The organism is Phocaeicola massiliensis B84634 = Timone 84634 = DSM 17679 = JCM 13223 (genome assembly GCF_000382445.1).
Taxonomy (GTDB): Bacteria; Bacteroidota; Bacteroidia; order Bacteroidales; family Bacteroidaceae; genus Phocaeicola; species Phocaeicola massiliensis.
Window position 1 is genome coordinate 351,046 of sequence record NZ_KB905472.1, and the last position, 20,443, is coordinate 371,488.

The 20,443-nt window shown below is 46.2% G+C and carries 7 protein-coding genes, 1 tRNA gene and 2 pseudogenes; 3 read left to right on the top strand and 7 right to left on the bottom strand.

Going from position 1 to position 20,443, the window contains the following annotated elements; all coding sequences use genetic code 11:
• Positions 1-17 precede the first annotated feature (17 nt).
• Positions 18-665: an AlbA family DNA-binding domain-containing protein gene (locus HMPREF1534_RS17445; RefSeq protein WP_025066760.1), complete on the bottom strand. Its 648-nt coding sequence runs from the start codon at positions 663-665 to the stop codon at positions 18-20.
• Between the two features lie 169 nt (positions 666-834).
• On the opposite strand from HMPREF1534_RS17445, the gene HMPREF1534_RS17440 reads away from it, so the two are divergent.
• Both HMPREF1534_RS17440 and HMPREF1534_RS17435 read left to right on the top strand, forming a co-directional pair.
• The gene (locus HMPREF1534_RS17440) at positions 835-4,104 is read left to right on the top strand and encodes a two-component regulator propeller domain-containing protein (protein ID WP_005936056.1); all 3,270 of its coding nucleotides are present in this window, start codon (positions 835-837) and stop codon (positions 4,102-4,104) included.
• Between the two features lie 62 nt (positions 4,105-4,166).
• On the top strand, positions 4,167-4,442 hold the full coding sequence (locus HMPREF1534_RS17435) for a GNAT family N-acetyltransferase (RefSeq protein ID WP_005936059.1): 276 nt from the start codon (positions 4,167-4,169) through the stop codon (positions 4,440-4,442).
• A gap of 85 nt (positions 4,443-4,527) precedes the next feature.
• Here the strand turns inward: HMPREF1534_RS17435 and HMPREF1534_RS17430 are convergent, their stop codons facing one another.
• The 4 genes and pseudogenes from HMPREF1534_RS17430 to HMPREF1534_RS17420 form a co-directional block, all read right to left on the bottom strand.
• Positions 4,528-5,823 (bottom strand): L-cysteine desulfidase family protein, encoded by a 1,296-nt coding sequence (locus HMPREF1534_RS17430; RefSeq protein ID WP_005936062.1) that lies wholly within the window; start codon positions 5,821-5,823, stop codon positions 4,528-4,530.
• Positions 5,824-5,929: 106 nt separating this feature from the next.
• Positions 5,930-7,363: pseudogene (locus HMPREF1534_RS17425) on the bottom strand (protein-disulfide reductase DsbD family protein); the annotation flags it as partial.
• Positions 7,364-7,461: 98 nt separating this feature from the next.
• A pseudogene (locus HMPREF1534_RS21375) lies at positions 7,462-7,963 on the bottom strand (protein-disulfide reductase DsbD domain-containing protein); the annotation flags it as partial.
• Positions 7,964-8,094: 131 nt separating this feature from the next.
• The gene (locus tag HMPREF1534_RS17420) at positions 8,095-9,843 is read right to left on the bottom strand and encodes an AraC family transcriptional regulator (protein WP_005936068.1); all 1,749 of its coding nucleotides are present in this window, start codon (positions 9,841-9,843) and stop codon (positions 8,095-8,097) included.
• A 236-nt stretch (positions 9,844-10,079) separates the two neighbouring features.
• Here HMPREF1534_RS17420 and HMPREF1534_RS17415 point away from each other — a divergent pair.
• Positions 10,080-10,164: transfer RNA gene (locus tag HMPREF1534_RS17415), tRNA-Ser, on the top strand.
• Positions 10,165-10,383: 219 nt separating this feature from the next.
• Here HMPREF1534_RS17415 and HMPREF1534_RS17410 read toward each other — a convergent pair.
• Together HMPREF1534_RS17410 and HMPREF1534_RS17405 are read right to left on the bottom strand one after the other, a co-directional pair.
• A complete protein-coding gene (locus tag HMPREF1534_RS17410) occupies positions 10,384-16,704 on the bottom strand; it encodes a leucine-rich repeat protein (RefSeq protein ID WP_258462291.1) in 6,321 nt (2,106 codons plus the stop codon).
• A 13-nt stretch (positions 16,705-16,717) separates the two neighbouring features.
• The gene (locus tag HMPREF1534_RS17405) at positions 16,718-20,443 is read right to left on the bottom strand and encodes a hypothetical protein (protein WP_258462293.1); all 3,726 of its coding nucleotides are present in this window, start codon (positions 20,441-20,443) and stop codon (positions 16,718-16,720) included.

The window sequence follows — 20,443 nt, forward strand, 5'->3', positions numbered from 1 at the left end:
TTTTAATATTGATGTTTTTATTCTTGGTTTAGTCTGAAGTAAAACTTATGTCCGCTAAATACAGGCTCTACTAAGCCAAAACGAATAAAGTCTGCTAATAGTTCGCTTGCAGTCTTCCTGTTTAAGTTACAAATTCGGCAACACTGATTGAGAGATATTTCTCCACGTTCTTTCAGTGTGTCAAGCAGCCGTTGTTCTCTTTCTGTAAACTCAACCAATACGCCTTCCGTTTTTTTTGTATGCTGCCACATTTTCAGATGTACAGGTGTGGCAAGGATATTTTCATCTTTGATACGGATGTATGCCCAAGGCTTATTTTTTTCATCCAGTGCATAGACAGGCTTGACTGCCATTTCACCGATAGAAACTTCTAATACGCTTTTTCCTTCGACCAAATAAGTCCGTGTCTCGATTTCTACTTTAGGGCAGCAATACATTGTGGCTGCCGCTTCTATCATATATATTTCTTCTTCTGAACGAATGCCGGCTATTTTGCCGTTGTCTTTGACGCCGACCAACAATCGTCCTCCTTCTGTATTGGCAAAGGCGGACAAGCTTCGGGCTATCTTGCGTGCATCCGATATTTCGAATTTAAAATCTTGATGGCAATGTTCTCCCTCCGAGACCAGTTGCCGGATGTATTGGGTATCTGTTAATGGCTTCATTTCGGTTGCAAAAATAGGAAAAATAATGCTTATGCTCAAAAGGGAGGAGGAAGGATGAAACAAATTATAGGTATTAAATGATAAAAATGAAAGAATTAACTTGGTTATTATCAAGCTTTTTCTTTCATTTGCATAGGAAAAAGAAATTAGCTTTTAAATAATAAAGGATATGAAGAAATTGGGACTTGTCATTGTGCTGTTGTGTCTTTCTATGGCAGTTAGTGCAGGTGGGTTTATGTTCAAGCATCTTGAAGTAAAAGATGGTTTGTCTAGTAATCGGGTAAACGATATATTTAAAGATTCAGAAGGCTTTATGTGGTTTGCTACGGCTTCGGGGCTGAATCGTTATGATGGTTGCCAAATGAAAGTTTATCGCAGCCATAACCTTGACTTGGGACCTTTGCCGGATAATTGTGTTCAAAAGGTACAGGAAGATGGAAAGAAAAGACTGTGGATACGTACCGCTGCCGGTTATACGATTTATGATTCTAAAACAGAAAGTTTTAATCGTGATGTGCATGCTTTGTTGTGGGAAGCCGGTATTGACGGAATCCCTGCTTTGACTTATATTGATAAGAATAAGAACATGTGGTTCTATATTGCTTCTAAAGGCTGCTATCTTTATATTCCTGAATCACAGTTGCTTTATCCGCTTTTGTTTGATGCCGGTCAATTGCCTGAAGGAGAGATAACGGATATTTCAGAGTGTAGTGATGGAGTATTGCTTGTGTATAATACGGGAATGATTGTGTGTCTGAACAGGGATACAAATAAAATAAATTGGGATTTAAAGGAGATATCCAAAGAATTGGGAAATAATAAATATGAGACTTTTTCTTTTTTCGTAGATAAAGAGAATGACATTTGGATTTACAGTCCTTCCGGACTTTGGATTTATAATCCGGCAGAGAAGAAGTGGCAAAAGAAGTTAAGAGACCTTATAAATCGGCAATCGCGGAGTGCGGTGTTGTCCGTTGCTCAGGATTTGCAAGGACGTATTTGGATAGGACGGGAACATGACGGGGTAAATATCCTGAATAAGTCTACCGGGGAAATAAAAACATTGATGCATCAACCTGACGATGAACGCAGTCTGCAAGATAATACTGTTTCTGCATTATATGAAGATCCTAATGGAATGATGTGGTTAGGCACATGGAAGAAAGGAATATCTTATTATCATGAAAGTATCTTCAAATTCAGTCTTGATTATGTGGGTGATGTCACTGCTGTTGAAGAAGATAAGAATGGGGATTTGTGGATAGGAACCAACAATGATGGTTTGATACATTGGAAAATAAATACCGGTGAACCTCAATTGTTTGTCCGTGAGGTATCCGATGCCAATTCTTTATCATCGGATGCTGTCTCTTGTTTATTGAGAACCAGAGACGGAAAGCTTTGGATAGGAACGCTGGGAGGAGGATTGGACTGTTATGATAATGGTCGATTTACTCATTATAAGAATATGGTGAAAAATAGTAAATCATTGACTGATAATAATATTGTGGCGTTGGCGGAAGATAAATCCGGTATTGTCTGGATAGGTACATCAGGTGGTGGTCTGCAAAGTCTCAATCCACGTACAGGAGAATTTAATACTTATAATACCACAACGTCTGACCTTGCATTTAATACTGTTTCTTCATTGTATATAACTAGGGATAACTCCTTAATGATAGGGACTTCCCGGGGACTGTCTGTCATGGATTTGTCAACAAAAAAGATTATTTCTTTGACGGGAACTAAATCGGGAAAAACTCGTTTCTCAAACCAGAATATAAATCAGGTGTATGAAGATAGTCGTGGGCTGATATGGATAGCAACTCGTGAGGGATTGAATATTTATAACCCGAAGATAGATGAATTGACGATTCTTGCAGAGAAAAATGGTTTGTCAAACCTGTTGACAGTCGGAATTGTGGAGGATGATAACTCGAATATGTGGATAACTTCTGCCAAAGGATTGACTCATATCATACCGATGCTTGACTCAAAGACCGGTATGTATGATTTTCGTTGTAATATTTATGATGAAAGAGATGGTTTACAGAGTAGCGGTTTTAATCAACGCTCTGTGAAAAAGTTGTCTTCCGGTGAAATCGTAATAGGAGGAGTATATGGAATTAATCGTTTCTTTTCTGATAAGATTAAATACAACGAGGTATTGCCTAACGTGTTTTTTACTCATTTCTTGTTGTTCAATAAAGAAGTTGAAGTAGGAGAAGTATATGGTGATAAAGTCATTTTGGATAAGGCTTTGAATTTTGTAGATCAAGTGGAGTTGGATTATAAGCAGAATATGTTTTGTGTGCAGTTCGCTTCAGATAATTATATTATTCCTGAGAAAGTGGAATATGCCTATAAGCTGGAAGGATTCGGTGATGAATGGATTACGACTAAGACAGGAGAGGCGGTTTATACCAATTTATTTCCCGGTACTTATTTATTGAGGGTAAAAGCAATAAACAGTGATGGATTCAGTGGAAATGAAGAAGCTTCGCTGAAAATAGTTGTTACACCTCCGTTTTGGCTGTCTACATGGGCTTGTATACTGTATGTTATTCTGTTTGTTGGCATTATGTTGTTAATGTGCAGTAAAATGTGCGGTGGCAAACGTAAATCCGGACAATCAGAGGAGCAGTCTGAGATAGGAGAGGATGAATCGGATGAGGAATCGGAAGAATTAGAACAGCCCGGCAGTTATAAACCGGAAGAGAAGGTGACGTCTGAAGAAGAATCCGGTGCCGTTTTACTTGCTCACGATGAATCAATATCTTCCGAAGTTGTGGATGAAGTTGTTTCGAAAGCAGTTGAAGAAGAAGAGGTTGTAGAGATAAAAACGATAGAATCTGTTTTGGAGGAAAAAAAGGAAATTGACACCGTTTCAACCATCAAGACCCAGAGGGCCAGAGTTATCCAACTTATAGAAGATGAAAACAGTGACGAGTATACTACTTATATAGTACCGGAAGATGAGTTGCCGGAGGTGATTATTACTGCAGGAAGTAAGAAGGTTGATGGTATTATCCCTCCTGCTATCAGTGAGATGATAGGAACGAAGAAAGCTGTAAGCCATAGTGGTAATGATGAATCGGTAGATGAGAAGCTATTGGGAGCCGCGATGAAATATGTAGAAAGTAATATTTCCCGTAGCGATTTATCGGTAGAAGAATTAAGCCGTGAACTGGGAATGAGCCGTGTAAACTTATATAAGAGATTGGTGGCTATGACAGGGAAGACACCGATAGAGTTTATTCGTGTTATTCGTTTGAAGCATGCTGCTAAGTTGTTGCGTGAGACTCGGATGAATATATCGGAAGTTGCTTATCAGGTGGGATTCAATAATCCTAAGTATTTTACTAAATATTTTAAAGAAGAATTTGGTATGCTTCCGTCAGTGTATCAGGAGAAAGAAAAACAAGAACAAGGCGAATGATAAGAACAATTCCATTTGGAAGTTGTTTTATTTGTAATAATCACATTTAAAATAAGAATAGAATGGAACATACAGTCATACATGATGAGAAGGTAAATCGGTTTGAGGTTTTTGAATCGGGACAGATTGCTTATCTGCAATATGAGGAAAAAGACGGGGTGCTGGATATACTCCATACCATGGTTCCTCCACAATTGGAAGGAATGGGAATAGCAGCAGATTTGACAACGGCTGCTGCCAGATATGCCGAAATAAATCAATTGAAGATAAAACCTACTTGTTCATTTGCAAAAACATATTTCATACGTCATTCGCAATACGGGGATTTATTGGTATAAAGACGAAAAAGCAGTGTGTTGGAAATCCAATGTAACTATTACACTGGTTTGTTTTTGACACACTGCCTTCTTTGGTATCCGTATTTTAGTCACACTGTTTGTGAGTCATAATCTCCAATACTAATTTATCTGTTTCATTCATGCCTTGTGAGCCGATTTTGGTCAGGTTGCGGATACTGCGGTCTACATTATCATCGATAATACCTTCTACGGAACTGACGCATTTATGCTCCATTGCTAAAATAGCGGAAAATACAGCTGTAGATACACCACTGGTCAGTTTGAGGGCACAGCTGGGCTTTGCTCCGTCGCAAATCATTCCCGTGATATTGGCTATCATATTTTGTACGGCAAAAGTAATCTGTTCGTAATTTCCTCCCATTAAGTAGGTTATTCCACAACTGGAACCTGTTGCTGCAACTACACAGCCGCACAAAGCAGATAAACGCCCCAAACTTTGTTTTATATAAATAACAGTCAAATGACTGAGAACGAGTGCACGAATTAATTCTTCTTCAGATTTATGGTTGTCTTCTGCATAAACCACCACAGGCAAAGTAGCAGTAATTCCTTGGTTTCCACTGCCGGAGTTACTCATTACAGGAATCATGGCTCCGGCCATACGTGCATCGCACGCTGCAGAAGTATAAGATAGAATATGAGTGAAAGTATTGCTGCCTAATAACTGTTTTTCGCTTTTACTTTCTTTTAATATTTTGCCTAATTGATGTCCGTAATTACCTTGAAAAGAGCGTTCGGCTGCATTTTTGTTCAAACGTTTGGTCTCAAGTATGAAGCGGATTTCTTCGAGAGGGGTAGTCGTGGCAAAGTCATAAACTTTCCGCAAATTAAGTTCTGGTTCATGTTGTTCTTCTTCAGAGGAGCTTGTAGCCTGTTTGTTCAGTATAACATCATTGTTATGAGATACATATATAAAATTAGTATGCCCTCCTGATATAATAGCCGTTGCCTTGTCATTATCGGCTTCACAGATTATCTCAATATATAGCTTTTCGTCTATGTCTTTTTTAAGCCCGATGCAGATTGCTTGTGAATCTATCAGCTTTTTTCCTTCCTCTACAGCTTCGGGGGTGCTGTCTTTTAATACTTCAAGCTGGTATTCGGATTTTCCGATTAAAGCTCCCAAAGCGATGGCAATGGGAAGGCCGATCATACCGGTTCCCGGGATGCCCACTCCCATGGCATTTTTCAATATATTGGCACTTAACAGTGCTTTTATTTTTTCAGGTCTTTTCCCTAATGTTTCAGTTGCTTTGGCTACACAAAGTGCGACAGCTATAGGTTCGGTACATCCGATAGCAGGAACCACTTCGCGGTTAATCAGGGCAATGATTTGCTCTCTTTCTGACTTGGCAATCATAGTTTTAGAATTTTTATGAATAAGAAGGCTGTCCGATTCATTTTATTCAGAATGACAAGATGATGGGACTGCCGGGTCTTTAGAGACAGCCTTCTTATCCGGGGGTTTATTTTTCTTTCTTGTAATTATCTAATCCGGTCTGAAGGAAATCCACGTATTTATCTATATCTTCGTCATATGAATACGATTTATTCAGCGGCTTTCCTTCATTGTCTATTAATACATAGAATGGTTGTGCATTAGCACCAAACTTAGAACGTTGCAGATAACTCCATTTGTCACCTACTGTGCGTAGAGTACGTTCCTTACCGTTTTCCATTACCTTGATATGTTCCGGCAATGGCTCTTTGTTGTCTACATATAATGTAATCAATACATAATCGTCTGTCATCAGTTTGCTTACTTTCGGGTCTGTCCATACAGCAGCTTCCATCTTGCGGCAGTTTACACATCCGTAGCCTGTGAAGTCGAGCATAACCGGTTTTCCATTGCGTTTGGCATATTCCATGCCGGCATCGTAATCATCAAATTTGGCATGGACTTCATTGTTATACAAATTGAAATCCTGAGTTGTCATAGGAGGAGCGAACGCGCTGACAGCTTTTAACGGTGCTCCCCACAATCCGGGAACCATATATACGGCGAATGCCAAAGAAATCAATGCCATAAAGAAGCGGGGTACACTTGTGGTATTGTCATCGTCATCATGTGGGAATTTAATCTTGCCTAACAAGTAGAATCCTAACAAACCAAAGATTACAATCCACAAGGCAAGGAATGTTTCGCGGTCCAGAATTCTCCATCCATAAGCTAAGTCGGCTACGGATAAAAACTTTAAGGCAAATGCTAATTCAAGGAAACCCAATGTTACTTTTATGACATTCATCCAGCCTCCGGATTTCGGCATTGATTTTAACCAAGACGGGAACATAGCGAACAGTGTGAATGGCAAAGCCAAAGCGATAGCAAAACCCAGCATGCCGATAGCAGGGGCAATGACACTGCCGGTGGTAGAAACTTCTACCAATAAGAAACCTATAATAGGACCTGTGCAAGAGAAAGAAACCAATGACAAGGTAAATGCCATAAGGAAGATACTCAATAAACCGCTTGTTTGTTCTGCTTTGCTATCCACTGCATTACTCCATTTGGAAGGTAATGTCAATTCAAATGCTCCGAAGAATGACGCAGCAAAAATAATCAGCATTAAACAGAACAAGATATTAAATACAGCATTGGTAGATAGAGCATTTAATGCACTTGCACCGAAAATTAAAGTAATAGCCAAACCTAATGCAACATAAATAACTACGATAGATGCACCGTAAGTCCAAGCATCACGGATACCTTTCTTTTTATCTTTGCTGCGTTTCAGGAAGAAACTTACGGTCATTGGAATAATAGGCCATACACACGGAGTGAATAAGGCAAGCAACCCACCGATGAATCCGGCAAAGAAAATATATATCCAAGAACGATCTTGCTGCGAAGTTGTCTCACCATAGCTGTTCAATTCTTTGATAACCGGTGTCCAATAGTCCTGTACAGAGGTTTCGTTATCGGATAAGGCTACAGTAGCAGCACTGTCAATGGCAGTTGCTTCTGCAACAGAATTTTCAGCAGCAGGTTGGTTTACTGTTTCGGCTTTGGTTTCCGATGTTGCAACTGTAGCGGTAGCGGCATTCCCTTTTCCCGAGAAGGAGAACGGTACTTCTGTCGGTGGTAAGCAGTTTTCGTCATTACATGCACCATATTCCAGATAGCCTTCAATTTGATAGGAAGCATCTGTGATTTTAAACTTCTGAACAAAAGTTGCAGTATTCTCGAAGTAACGTAATTTCATTTCGAACACTTTGTCGAAGTTTTCAATTTCTTTTCCTTGTGGAGTGAGCTTTCCCATCAGCTCTGCACCTTGTATTTTTTCCACATTAAAGGTAGCGGAAATAGGACCGCCCGAAGGAAGGTCAGTGGAATAAACATGCCATCCGGCATCAATATTACCGGTAAACACAATCTGTGCTTCTGTGTCGGAAATTGTTTTCAACTCAGTTTTAAACTTGACTGGTTCTTGAATTTGGGCAAATGACGGAAGCCATGCCATGATTATCAAGAGGCAGCTTAATAAAAACTTCTTTTTCATTGTCTGTATTTTACGTTATTAATATTCTGATGATACAAAGAAAGGGATAAAATCTAAAAAAAGAGTCTTTATACCTATATAAATATCGGCAATTGCTGTTTTCGGAAGAAAAATCAAGGGTATATAGTGACTTATTGCTGTTTTTGTAATTCCAGCACTTTATTGCGGTATTGAGAAGGAGTCATTCCCACCACCGATTGGAAAAGGTTGTAGAAAGTAGAAATGGAGTTGAACCCCAAGTCGGCAGAGATTGCTTTTAGCGGGGTGTCGTTTTGGGGATTGGATAATAGGCGGATGGCTTCTTCAATACGGAAACTGTTTACATAGTGAGTAAAGGATTGTTTGGACTGCTCATTGATAATACGAGAAAGATAGGTGCGGTTTGTGCCTAATAAATCGGCTATTTTATCCTTTGTAATACTGTTGTCTTTGTAAATTTTTTCTTCACGCATGGCTCGCTCTAAAGCTCTGAAAAGTTCCAGACTTTTCTCATCGGTGAGTGATGATCCGGCATATTTTTCGGGAGCATTACCGGACTTTCCGTTTTGTTCCAGTTCTCTGATACGTCGGTTCAGTTCTGTTTCTCTTTTGATGGCTTCTTGATTTTGCTTGACGATACTTACATAAAGTTTATTTTTACGTTGGTAGAGGTAGTACAGCAATCCCAATACAATAAAGATAATGATAAGAATAAATGTTTGCTGCTGGATGCGTTGTTCTTTCTGCATCACATCTAGCTTACTCTGTTTTATCATATTCTCTTGTCGCTCGGTGTCATATTTAAATCTCATCTCGCTTAAATCTCTTTCCTTATCTTTATTAAAAAGACTATCATTCTCCAAGCGGAACACCTTATAGTAATTCAGTGCGTTATGGTACTGATGAAGTTGTTCGTAACAGGTAGAAAGAGTTTCATAAAGTGCATTGCGGTGAATTGCATTTGCCCGTGCATACGAAATTGCCAATCCTTGTTTCAGTAACAGGATAGCTTCTTCATAGTTCTTTTCCTTCATTAAAACACGGGCGTATCCCAAATGGGCATATACAATGGAAGAAGTTTGTGCAGCCTGTTTATCTTTCATTGCTTTTTTATAGTATTCGATGGCTTGTACATATTCTCCTGAATCACATAGGATATTTCCGAAAAGATTATAAGTATGTGCCTGATCGTAAAAATCATTTTCCAGCATTAACTTTTCTGCTTCATGAATATATTTTATGGCTTCTTCGTTTTGCTTCATCAAGAAATACAGATAAGCGGTATTAATTGCTCCGGTGTAAATAATATAGGGGTCGTTGAGCCTATGTCCGAGTTCATACGATTCTAACGCATATTTGATGCCGGCTTTATCTTTTTTCAGATAATAGATATTAGCTAAATTAGCTAATAGGATAGCGTATTGCTCTTGATATTTATTTTGTTGTGCCAACGTGATACCCTTATACAGCCATTGAATGGCACGATAATAATCTGTATCGATATTGGCAGCATATAGCCCTAAATTGCCATACACTGAGCATAGAAGGGAATCATTGTGAAGTTTGGTTGCCAACTCCAAAGCCAGATTCAAATTCTTTTTGGCAACCTTCTCCCTGCCACTCATCATTTGTGCTTGTCCTTGAAAGAGATAGGAATATAGATAGAGAGATGGATTTTTACTCTTATCCGCTATATTTTTCATGTATTCAGCATAAGTGATTGTTTTGGAGAACTCTCCTTTATTGAGGTAATATTGACATAGAAATTTTAGTGCATTACTATTTTCAGGTTCCTTTTTGATAACTTCCAGTTGCTTTTCGATAATAAAAGGCTTCTTTTGCGCTTTTGCGCAAAAGGGTGTCCAAAGGAAAAGTACTAAAAGGAGATACGTTATCTTCATGCGTTTTTTCTATTGTAGATGCAAATGTACATGATAATTTTGGGATTTTCATTCTGCATTGTCTCTTTCTTATAATAATTTATGAGGAGAGTAGACTTAAAAAGTGGGATATAGGTGGTCTTAAGAGAAAAAATATAGTGTTTTTTGTTTTTTTTCTCCTAAAAGTATTGCAGTTTTAAAATAAAAGCGTACCTTTGCACCGCTTTCAGGAAGAAAGTACTTCTCAAAGGAGTTTTGGAGAGGTGGCAGAGTGGTCGATTGCGGCGGTCTTGAAAACCGTTGTACCGCGAGGTACCCGGGGTTCGAATCCCTGTCTCTCCGCAATAAACATTGAAAATCAATAGTTTACAAGAATTACACCCAGTTTTACACCCTACAATGTAAAATTGGGTGTTTTTAGTTTATTTAAGTTCTCTGTATTGTTTCGGCTTAGTTATATAAACCGCAAAACGAAATGAAGTACTTTTTCAAATCATTTTGCGATTTATAAATATCTGTTAACACAAATCAAAAAGCGATAAACTTTAACCTCTTGTGTTTTTAATCAGGGATTGCTTGGATTCGGGATGCGTAATTGCTCCAGTTGGTTGCAGACTTGTAAGTTGTAATGGAACCGGTTGGAACATAAATAGGGCAATTGTTTGTATTGTAGAATACATCATATTCTATAGTTGGTGGTGTAGCAGCTTCGCATCGTACAAACTGTAGTTGGACACAGTCTCTAAAAGCATATCTCCTTATATACGTTACAGAGTTTGGAATGGTAACGGTTTCTAAGCTTGAGCATCCTCTGCATAACTGTTCTTCAATTTTGGCTATGCCATTAGGTATGTTTATGGTTTTAAGGCTCGTACAATTCAAAAAAGCATTTGAACCAATTTCTGTCAATGATTTGGAGAAGGAAAACTCAGTAATCTTTTTGCAGTTCCAAAATGCACCATAACCAATATTTTTACATCCTGAAATATCTATATTCCCTTGCAGTGCCGTTCCGCGATACCCATTATCTAAGATTATTTCTAAGTGTTTTATATCACCAGTATCCTTCAGTTGGACACATCCGTCAAAACACTGTTTCCCAATAGTGGCGATAGATTTTGGAAGTCTAATACTACTTAAAGTCGTACATTGATAGAATAAGGCTTCGAATTTAAGGGGATTTATTCCTGTAAAGTATTCAAACTCGTCAAAGGAAGTGATTTCCGAGTTCCCCTGGAACTTATTCCCCAAGGTGGTTACCTTGGCTGCCTGTTCCTTGGTGATTCCGGCTCCGTCCCCCCAGTTTGCCGCAACTATATTTTGCACGACTTTGTCGGCAAAGCGAATGTACCATGCACCGTCTATGACCAGCGTCAGTTTGGTGAACCTTTCACGGAGTGCGTTCACAGTGTCTTCGTAAGCATTTGCCCGGACAGTGATTTTGCCGTCCAAGACAGGGTAAGGGTCTTCTCCGGCAAGACCGTCGGCGTTAAGGCCCTCGTAAGTACCGTCCGTCAATGAGCCCAGCATATCCAGCACTTGAGAGCCGGTGTCGGTGTAAGTGGAGTCGAAGCCTACCGCACGGATACGCTTCAGGGCATGGCCGATTCCTTGCGATGCCTGCGCGTTAAGAATGGTCACCAGCACATCCATGGGGTTCAGCATGGGGCATCCGGTGATGAAGAAGTCGGTAATGACAGATGCACACTGGTCTATGATGACGTTCCGGGCCGTCAGGACAGGGAAGTTGCGGAGCGTAAGATACCTGTTCCCGGCAGGGTATTCTATCCGTTCCAGTCCGCCGCCTTCGGGAAGTTTGAGCTGCGAGAGGGACGTACCGTCGGCATATACCTCGCGGATGTTCTCCAGCGCGCTAAGGTTGAGCGTGCCTTGCAGGGTGGAGATGTTGGACAACAGTACCCGCTGCATGCTGCCGCAGTCGGCAAGGGTAAGGCCGGTGATGGAAATGGTGACGCTTTCGGTCTTGCTGCCCAGTATAAGTTCCGTCAGACGTCTGCCACGGACCACCATGGTGCCGCTGACGTTCTTGTTGTGCCAGTCACCGATGCTTAGCAGCCATGAAGCGGCCTGTATGGCATTCTGCTGGTCGGCGGAGCCGCCCAGGTCGATAGTCATCCGGCACACCTGTCCGGCTTTGGTACGCGCGCCCTGTACGATGGAGGTACCGTTGGCAATAGCCGGGTACATGTCGAATGCGGGGGTTATCTCGTAGTCAATCAGGTCACCGGCGGCACGCACGATGACGGTGTCCGTGCCGTCAGCGCTGAACAGACCGTAGTTGTACTTCGACATGATGTACATGATGCGTTTCTTCACCCAGGCGGTTTCGGCACTGTAAAAGTCGCCATGCGACTGCGTGATGGGGTCGGTATCGTTCGTGTAAGAGCCGTTGTTGTAAGCTATCTTGGCTATCTCGTAGCGTTTCGCGTCGGCATTGACCAGCGTGGCGGGGAAATAATTCTTCACGCCTAGGTAATACTTCTTATAAAAGGCATATACCTTATCGTAGGGTGTGCCCGATGACTGTCCGCACAAACTTTCCATGGCGGAGAGCATCTTCCTCATGCCGGCCGTGATCTCTGCACTGAACGCCAGTTCCAGCATGTTCCAGAACACCGAGGTTTCTCCGTTCCATATCGGCTGACCATTGCTGTATGTGTCGTGCATTTCGCAATGATACGGCTTACGGTCCTGCCCCTGGTTGTCTATGGGGAAGATGGTGTCGGCATCGTCCAGGCGCCAGCGCCATTTGCTGCCTGCGGTGCAGAAGTTATAGGGATAGGTGTTTTTCGCCCGCTGGTCCGTCCCGGCGGTGAACTCAGTGAAGCAGTAATGGAATACCGTATCGTCCATATCGAACAGGGCAGGGACAGTGGCCCGGAACAGCTGCTTGCGGGCGTTGATGAACAGTTCGTTCAACTGCTCTGCCGTGAATGCTGATAAATCATCGTTCAAATAATCTTTGAGCTGTGTTTGAAGATTGATCGGCCCGGCACCGGTATCCGAAGGAATGAACCGGCTTTCCGCCGCCTCAAAGTAATAAAGATGATACAAGTCGGCATCCCCGGCTTTCGCTATCCAGTACTCATATCCCGTGCTGCGGTATTCCGCCACGGCGGCATTCAGTTCGGCCAATGTGCCGGTAAAGGGGCGGATGCGGTTGCTGCACAGGTACACGGCATTGTAGGCGTCTATCCATCTCTGCGCCGAGAGCGGTTCGGTCTCATCGGCATTCAGTTCCCCGGCATCGAAGTCCCAGCAGTTGGTGTCGTTATACTGAAAGGCTTCCTCATCGGGATTGTACGCCCAATAGGACTTGTTGCGGTTCCAGGGCACACGGAAGAGTGCGCCCAGCGGGGCATTGTCCGAGCCTTCCACAGACAATAGTTCCGGGAAGGCGGAAGTGTCATAGCCGAAGCAGAGGTCATCCCCCTTGTCCGGACCGAAGGTGAACTCACCCATGCAGGTGTACACGTCCTGCCCTTCCTCGTTCACGGACTTGGAGAATCCGATGAACGGTTCCTGATAGACCGCCACGCGTATCTGAGGGTCGGCGGTCATCGCCTCGTTCCTCATGCCCATTTCCTTGTACAGGGAGTCGTAGGCGTCCACGCTGCCCGCCTTGTGGTCCTGCATGGAGCTGGCCCAGTTCTTTTTGGCGGTGAGGCGGCCGGACTTCGGCACTCCGTCAAACATCAGCACCTTGTTCTTGTCCGTGGTTCCGTCAGCGTAGGTGGCTATGGAGGCTATCTTGTTGCCGTCGGCATCTTTTAAGCCTTTCAGCTTGAAGCGGATATTCCATTCCAGATACTTCTTAGAAGACGTTCCCTGACCCTCCACCAACAGGTTGGTCAGCGTGAAGTTCCTTTCCGGCTTGTCCTTGAAGTAGACTTTCAGGTTACCTGCCACACCGGAGGGGTTCATCAGGCTGGGGAACCGCTTGTCGATTAAAAATACATTATATAACAGCCGGGTGGCATTGAAGTCAATGTTCACCCCTTCGCCGTCCAGCACCTCGTTGACACTCTTCTCCGCCTGTTTCTCATCGGTCGTCACGAGCTGGTTGATGTAATTCTTCTGCACCGCCTCGGAGGTGAGGGCGGCATCGTACACGCGCAATCCGTACAGATACAGGTTGGCGTAATCGTTGCCCAGCACGATCTGTCCGTCATTGCGGAAATAGTCATTGTTCTCGTAGGCATACTGGCGGTTCTTCCTTCCGTTGATGTAAATGGCAACCAGGTTGAATCCCGCATTTCCATACGCGTCCGGCATCACCACCACGGTGAGGCGGATACGCACGCCGTTGTCAATGGGGACATCCTGCGTGCTGCTCTCATGCCTCGATTGTGAGAAGAAGGACACGTTCTCGCCCGACACGCGCAGGCCTACGTTCCCCCCGGCAATGGTGATAATGTCCTTCGATGTGTCCGAGGCATTCTCCACCCGGAAGTCTATCTCTACCGTCTTACCCTTCCGGGCCGCTTCCGTGGCAAAGGGCCGGTAGTCTATGACAGCCTTGCTGCGGGCGAAGATTTTCAGCGCCTTCACTCCGTCGCCGTCTGCCGTCCAGCCGTCGTTGCCCCAGTTGAAGTTGTTCCATTCCACCGGCACCACTGTCTTGTCCGCCTCGTTGATGATGCTCTCGTGGTTGGTCTGTGAGTTGCCGCGTGTGCGCGGATTAAGATAGAACACCGCTCCGGCTGTGGCCGAATATCCTAGCGAGTTATTGACCGGGAGGGTGATCGGATCGATAAGGGGGATGGTTCCACCATCGCCGCCATCGCTTCCGGTGGCGCTCACCCGTACATGGAAATCAGCGTCATCGTCCGTCTCCACCTCCATGGGATAGGTCAGCGTCTGTCTGGCATTGGTGGGGATGGCGTTGTTCTCGGAGCTGTACACCTCCTCACCGTCCCTTGTGATAGAGAACAGCACATCGGTAGTTGCCGCCTGCCCGTCGTAGACAGCGTAGTCGAACACGGTATTGTCCTGCCAGTTGGTGAGCAGGCCGGCCACATTGTTCACGCACATCAGCTTCACCGACTCCCCGGCGGTGGCGGTGCACATCACATTGACGGACACGGCCCTGGTCTGCAGGGTGTTGTCCGAGTTGGAGAGGTAGAACGATATGTTATATATGCCTGTCGCTCCCGGATGGGGGATGACGTAATTATAAGGTGTGTCGGTATAGATGGCCGTGCCGAGGGACACGTCATAAGTCTGGTTGTAATCCTTGCCGGTAACGGTGACGTGCAGCATCTTGCTGACATTGCCGCTGATCATCATCGGGATGGTGATGTCTCCGGCGAAGGCCGTCCACCAGGCGAAATTCGGTGCGCTGACCCCCAGGGAGGTGAGCTGTACGGTATAGGTCACGGGGGCGGTGGTCTTATCCGTATTCTCCCCCTTGACGGTAATCTTTACGCTGTTACTTCCTGCGGACAAGAACTCTGATATCTCCTGCCGGATGGATACCCCCGAAGAGACTTCCATCTGCCTGATGACGGTGAAGTCAGTATACTTGGCGTTCTTAATCATGATGGTACACAATCCCATTTCCCCGGTAGGCTTGTAAGGCTTGTTGGAAGTTTCACGGTATTGGGACACGAAAGTGAAGTCTATCACGCACTCCTCACCATATTGTGTTGCAAAACCGAGTGACTCCATATTATTCCGGATATACAGGTTGTACATGATTCCACCTTCACCGCCACCGCCTCCGGCACTGCCGAACTCGCTCATCTTGCGCATGGTCCACATATCCATACCTGCCATCTTCACCAGCACAAAGTCGTCATCAAGCGTCAGGTCCACATCAGACAACACATTGGTCAGTCCCCCCAGCGTGGTCGCCCCGCCACCTTCTCCGCCGCCCCCACCGGATGGCAATTTGGAGAACGGAAAAAAGTCCCAAGTCTTACTTCCGTATTTCTGTACCAGGAGCCGTGTTTCGGCAGGTTCGTTGTCCGCATCAGGGTCCACGTTGCTCAATCCGCCAAGTGAGGACGAAAGCCCCGCAAGTGAGTCCGTAAGCAGTTTTTGGGATACCGCCGCGTCTGTCCTCTCACCCGGCTCGTTGACTATCTCCACTGCTCCTGCAACTTCGCGGATATTATAGAGATCCTCCCATACACCACCTTCATTCTTTGTCTGTATGTAGTCATCGTTCCGCCGGAGGACAGCGGCATCCCCCTTGTCACCCTTCAGTTCTGCCAGGGCAACAAGGTCCGTCCATTGGCCATCCTCTCCGATACGCCACCGGATGTGCGTATCGCCCTTCTGCAGGTATATGTTCTTTCCGCGTATCTCTTCCTTCTGGGCTACAGTCAGGTCGGTGAACTTCAGCTTCAACTTGTCCAGCGACACCAGTTCGCGATACTTCGTGTCGGGTTCGCTTTCATACCTGTATTCTATACCGGTTTCGGTGAGTCTGAGCATCACCTTGTCACCCTTGGCTGAAACCTTCATGCCATTGTTGTCCAGCACATGGGCGTATGTAATCCCGCCGTCATAGGACACCTGCCAGAAGTCATCGACGATACGCAGGAAGGTTTCCCCATCCGTCAGCGGGTTCTGCCCGATATAGGTGCGGATAATCCTGCCTTGCTCCTTGAGGATATAAAATGTTCCTGCACCCTTCGTCTCTAGCGCGTCATATTCCGATGGTGTCAGCACGGAATAGTTCAAGGACAGGGATTCTATCAGCGGGCGGATAACGCTTGAACAGAAATCCTGTACACTGATGGCTGCATCTGAGTGCGCATTCAGACTGTTGGTCATGAGGATGCGGTCCAGTTTCGCAGCGGCAGACTTCTGCGTGAAGTCCTTTATGGATAATGTTTGTCTGTCTGTTGCCATTTTCATTTGTTTATTAAGTTGACATGTATAGTTCGTTCCAGTAGCTGCCGTCGAAAATGAATCCGCGCATCTTGTTGTCCGTGAATTTATAGCTGCTTTCCGTACTTCTCTGGTCGCTGCGCCTGATGCCTCCCGTCACGGTATAGTTGCCGGTCGATATCTGCTTCATATATATGATTTTGCCGGTACATGCAGTTCCCGTAGGGAGAGATACGGTAATGTCGGAGGCAGTGCTTATCCTGATAAAGTCATCGCTGGTCTCGACGCTGCCTGACCCTGTCAGGGTACGTACCTTGACACACAGTCCGTTCACCTTGATTACTTCTGTATTTCGGGCTATAAGCTCCACGTTTCCCGCAGACTTTATCGCATAAGTGCCGGTCCCCGCCTGCGCGGTGACGCTGACCGCCGTGGAATAGTTGCCGTAACCGGACACCCGCAGTGCGGTGATACTGTCCCCCCGTATGGCACACATGCAGTCCGAGTCCCGGTTTACCCGGAAGAACTTTCCTCCGTCCTTGCCTATGACCACATATGCGGTAGGGGTGGCGTTGTTCTCCAGCCCTTGCGTGGTTATATTGAATGCGCCTATGGTATTCTCACCGGCACTGTTGAGCTTGAACACCAGGTTCCCGCCGCTGAACCCGTATATTCCCGCCTTCCCGCTTTCGTACACATTATTACCCAGCAGCACACCGGTAGAGAGTTTTCCTCCGCTGACGGTGCCGAAGTAGGCTTTGGGAGAAAGTACACTCGTTCCGTTGACGGTTGTCTTCGTCCCGTTCCATTCCTCCACCCAGTCCAGCAGGTTGGCGTCCTGTCCGTCCTGTCCGTCATCTCCCTTGATTTTACTCCATTTGTAAGCCCCCACATACGAGGGATCGTTCACATTCAGGTCCACACAGAAACCGATGTAACTTCCCGATGTCTCTCCGTTGTTGGAAGTGAAAGTCCTTCCGCCGTCATCGGAATATTTGATATGGGTGTAATACGTCAATCCGTCATCACCGTTCATTCCGGATATTCCCTGTTCCCCCTTGTCACCCTGAAGGCCCTGAAAGCGTCTCCATGTGTAATAGAAATAATAGCTGCTGTCCGTAGGATTATAATCCACATAGGTGCCGATGTAAGGGGCAGAGGAGTCCTCCGTCATGGGGTTGCCATCGGCACTGTAGGAATACTTGATATGAAAATAAGTGGTTTGTCCGTTGCTGCCGGGAGGTCCCTCCAGTCCATGTTCCCCTTTCTCCCCCTGTATGCCCTGGATTCCCTGCTGTCCCTGTTCGCCCTTCTCGCCGGTGACACGTGCCGTTCCGTCCCATGAGGCGGGATAGGTAGCGGGCGGGACGATCTTTCCCCATCTCATCCAGAGATATTGTCCGGACGCCACGGAGGGGACGGAAGCGGTCCAGCCTCTTGCGGGTGCATCGGTTTCCGACGAGTTCACGGCATATTCGTAATACATGCCGTTCCCGTCCTGCCCCGTCACCTGTATGGGCGTAGTCCAGTTGCCGGCTTTGCCGGTAGTGCCGTTGATATCCCCTTTGGACATCCACCACTTGCCTTCGGCCGAAGGGCCGTCGCTCCATCCGGGCGGAATGATATCGGTTCCGGTCGGTGTGGCGGGCTGTTTGGCCGATTGCTTGAATACGTATGACACTCCGTTGGCATTCACACCGCCGTAGACACGGGTCAGGGTGAAGTTCTTGGTAAAGGCCACTTCGCCCTCGCAGTTCACTTCAATCGTTACCTCCGCCTTGTCTTCCGTGATGCCGGTCACTGTCAATACCCCTTCATTCAGCACGCAGGTGCATCCTCCGGCAATGAATGAGGCGGAATAGCTGCCTTTTCCCGGTGTGGTTGCCCATACAAGCCGTTCCGCCCCCTTGAAGGCCTGTATCATTGTCTGTATCTTATACCGGGTCGTGACGACCTCGCTGTTTCCCGTTATGACGAGCTCTTCGCCGTCCACCACATTGATGATGTCATACACCGACGAATCTATCCTTCCCAGACTGTCTACAGCCACCACAGCATCATAAGTCGTGAGCGAGACAGCATAGCCGCCGTCGCCCTTGAGCTCCTCCATCTGGTCGGGCAGGAACTCGATGTGCCCCTTAAAGTAACCGTTGGTCTGGAAGCTGGAATAACCGTTGAACTCCACCCCATTGATGGTGATGCCCGTCAGGTCTCCGTAGGCCGCTCCATAATGCACGTCCGGGTCTATCTGCCAGGTGGCCACGTCCTTCAGGTATAGTGTGTGCCGGGTGTTGGTTACTTTCGACATGCGGCGGGCGGGGTCGGTCAGATTGCCGTATGCGGCGAACTTCATCCCGGCGCACGGATGCTGCGTGGTTCCGGGACGGAGCGCATACTTGAATCCGCTGCCGTCTTCGAGCAGCTCCGTGGGTGTGAAGTAGGCAGTGGAGAATCCGGCATGTGTATAGAATCCGCAGTCGTCCGGTTTGCTTCCCGCTGCATTGTCGGAGGATATGTTGTGGAAGATGCCGCGGCACAGGTCATTCACATGCGCGCTCATCAGTTCGCCTTCCACCAAGTCCAGATGAACCGTCCGGTTCTCCGTGTCCACCGACTTTATCTTGCCGAACGCAAACGTGCTCCACTGCTCGCCATCGATGACATCGACGCGGTTGAAGCGGTATTCCATCGTGTCGAAGCGGTCGCGCGCCAGTACCTCGTCCACCTCCAGCCTGGTCTTACCGGTCTTGGGATCGACGGTTATCGCACCGCCGCTTCCCGTCCATCCGGCAACGAACTTGCCTATCTTGATTCCTTTCAGGAAAGTGACGATTCCCTGCGCTATGTCATCCTTCTTTTTCGATATGAATTCACCGAACGACCGCAAGGCTGAGAATACATTGTATTCCGAAGGCGCTTCCGTGTCTCCGCTCTTCAGTATCCGAATCGCCCCTTGTTTCAGTTCCTTGGCGATGGTGTATTCCAAGTTGCTGATTGACGAATCCACTGATGTTTTCCATGAAGTATTAACAGCATCGGAGCACGCTATCGTGGCTTCCGACAGGTTGTCCAGCTTCCGCACCACCCGTGTCATGCGGCTGTCGCGGTATCCGCCGTTCCGGCCGAAGTACTCTTCGGACATCAGCCTCACCCGTTGGCCGGGAGATAACGGCACACGGTTGCTGTCCACATAGATATAATCCGTGTCAGCAGTGTAGATGGATATGTCCCTAGCGTATTCATCCAGAAAGTTGTTCACGGCGATTTTGTATTCCTGTTCCGCTGCGGCGGTGTAGGAGTCCGGCATCCGAATGTTCCATAATATATAGTTATTGCCGATGGCAGGAATCAGGTTGCCGCCCGGCAGCTGGGTGTTCTCGTCGGGGTAGGTATTGATAATCTCGAATTCCTGCGTGTCGGCCAACCAGTTGCACTCGAAGTCCTTGCCTGCCAGGTATCCCGAGTGGAAGGTCATGTGTATCACCAGCCCGGGCAGCATCTGTTCTTCGGGGTTGAACGGCAGGTCCGAGTCCTTGACATAGTACACGGTGTATTTTCCGCCTTCCTTGTCAGTCTTCTCCTCGGAGCGCACCGCCGAGACCGTCCCGATGCGATGGGGGTATATGCTGGAGAAGGCGTTCTCCTCGCGGTGCTCCTTCAGCCCCAACTGTGTGTTGAGGTCTATATACTTGTCCCGTGAGGGCAGCTGCAGGCGCGCGTATCCGTAGTCTGACGGGTCGATATTCCTTGTGCTTCCCAC

Excerpts from the sequence above, each read along its gene's own strand:
- HMPREF1534_RS17445 (WP_025066760.1), bottom strand. The coding sequence starts at position 665 with ATGAAGCCATTAACAGATACCCAATACATCCGGCAACTGGTCTCGGAG.
- HMPREF1534_RS17440 (WP_005936056.1), top strand. The coding sequence starts at position 835 with ATGAAGAAATTGGGACTTGTCATTGTGCTGTTGTGTCTTTCTATGGCA.
- HMPREF1534_RS17435 (WP_005936059.1), top strand. The coding sequence starts at position 4,167 with ATGGAACATACAGTCATACATGATGAGAAGGTAAATCGGTTTGAGGTT.
- HMPREF1534_RS17430 (WP_005936062.1), bottom strand. The coding sequence starts at position 5,823 with ATGATTGCCAAGTCAGAAAGAGAGCAAATCATTGCCCTGATTAACCGC.
- HMPREF1534_RS17420 (WP_005936068.1), bottom strand. The coding sequence starts at position 9,843 with ATGAAGATAACGTATCTCCTTTTAGTACTTTTCCTTTGGACACCCTTT.
- HMPREF1534_RS17410 (WP_258462291.1), bottom strand. The coding sequence starts at position 16,704 with ATGGCAACAGACAGACAAACATTATCCATAAAGGACTTCACGCAGAAG.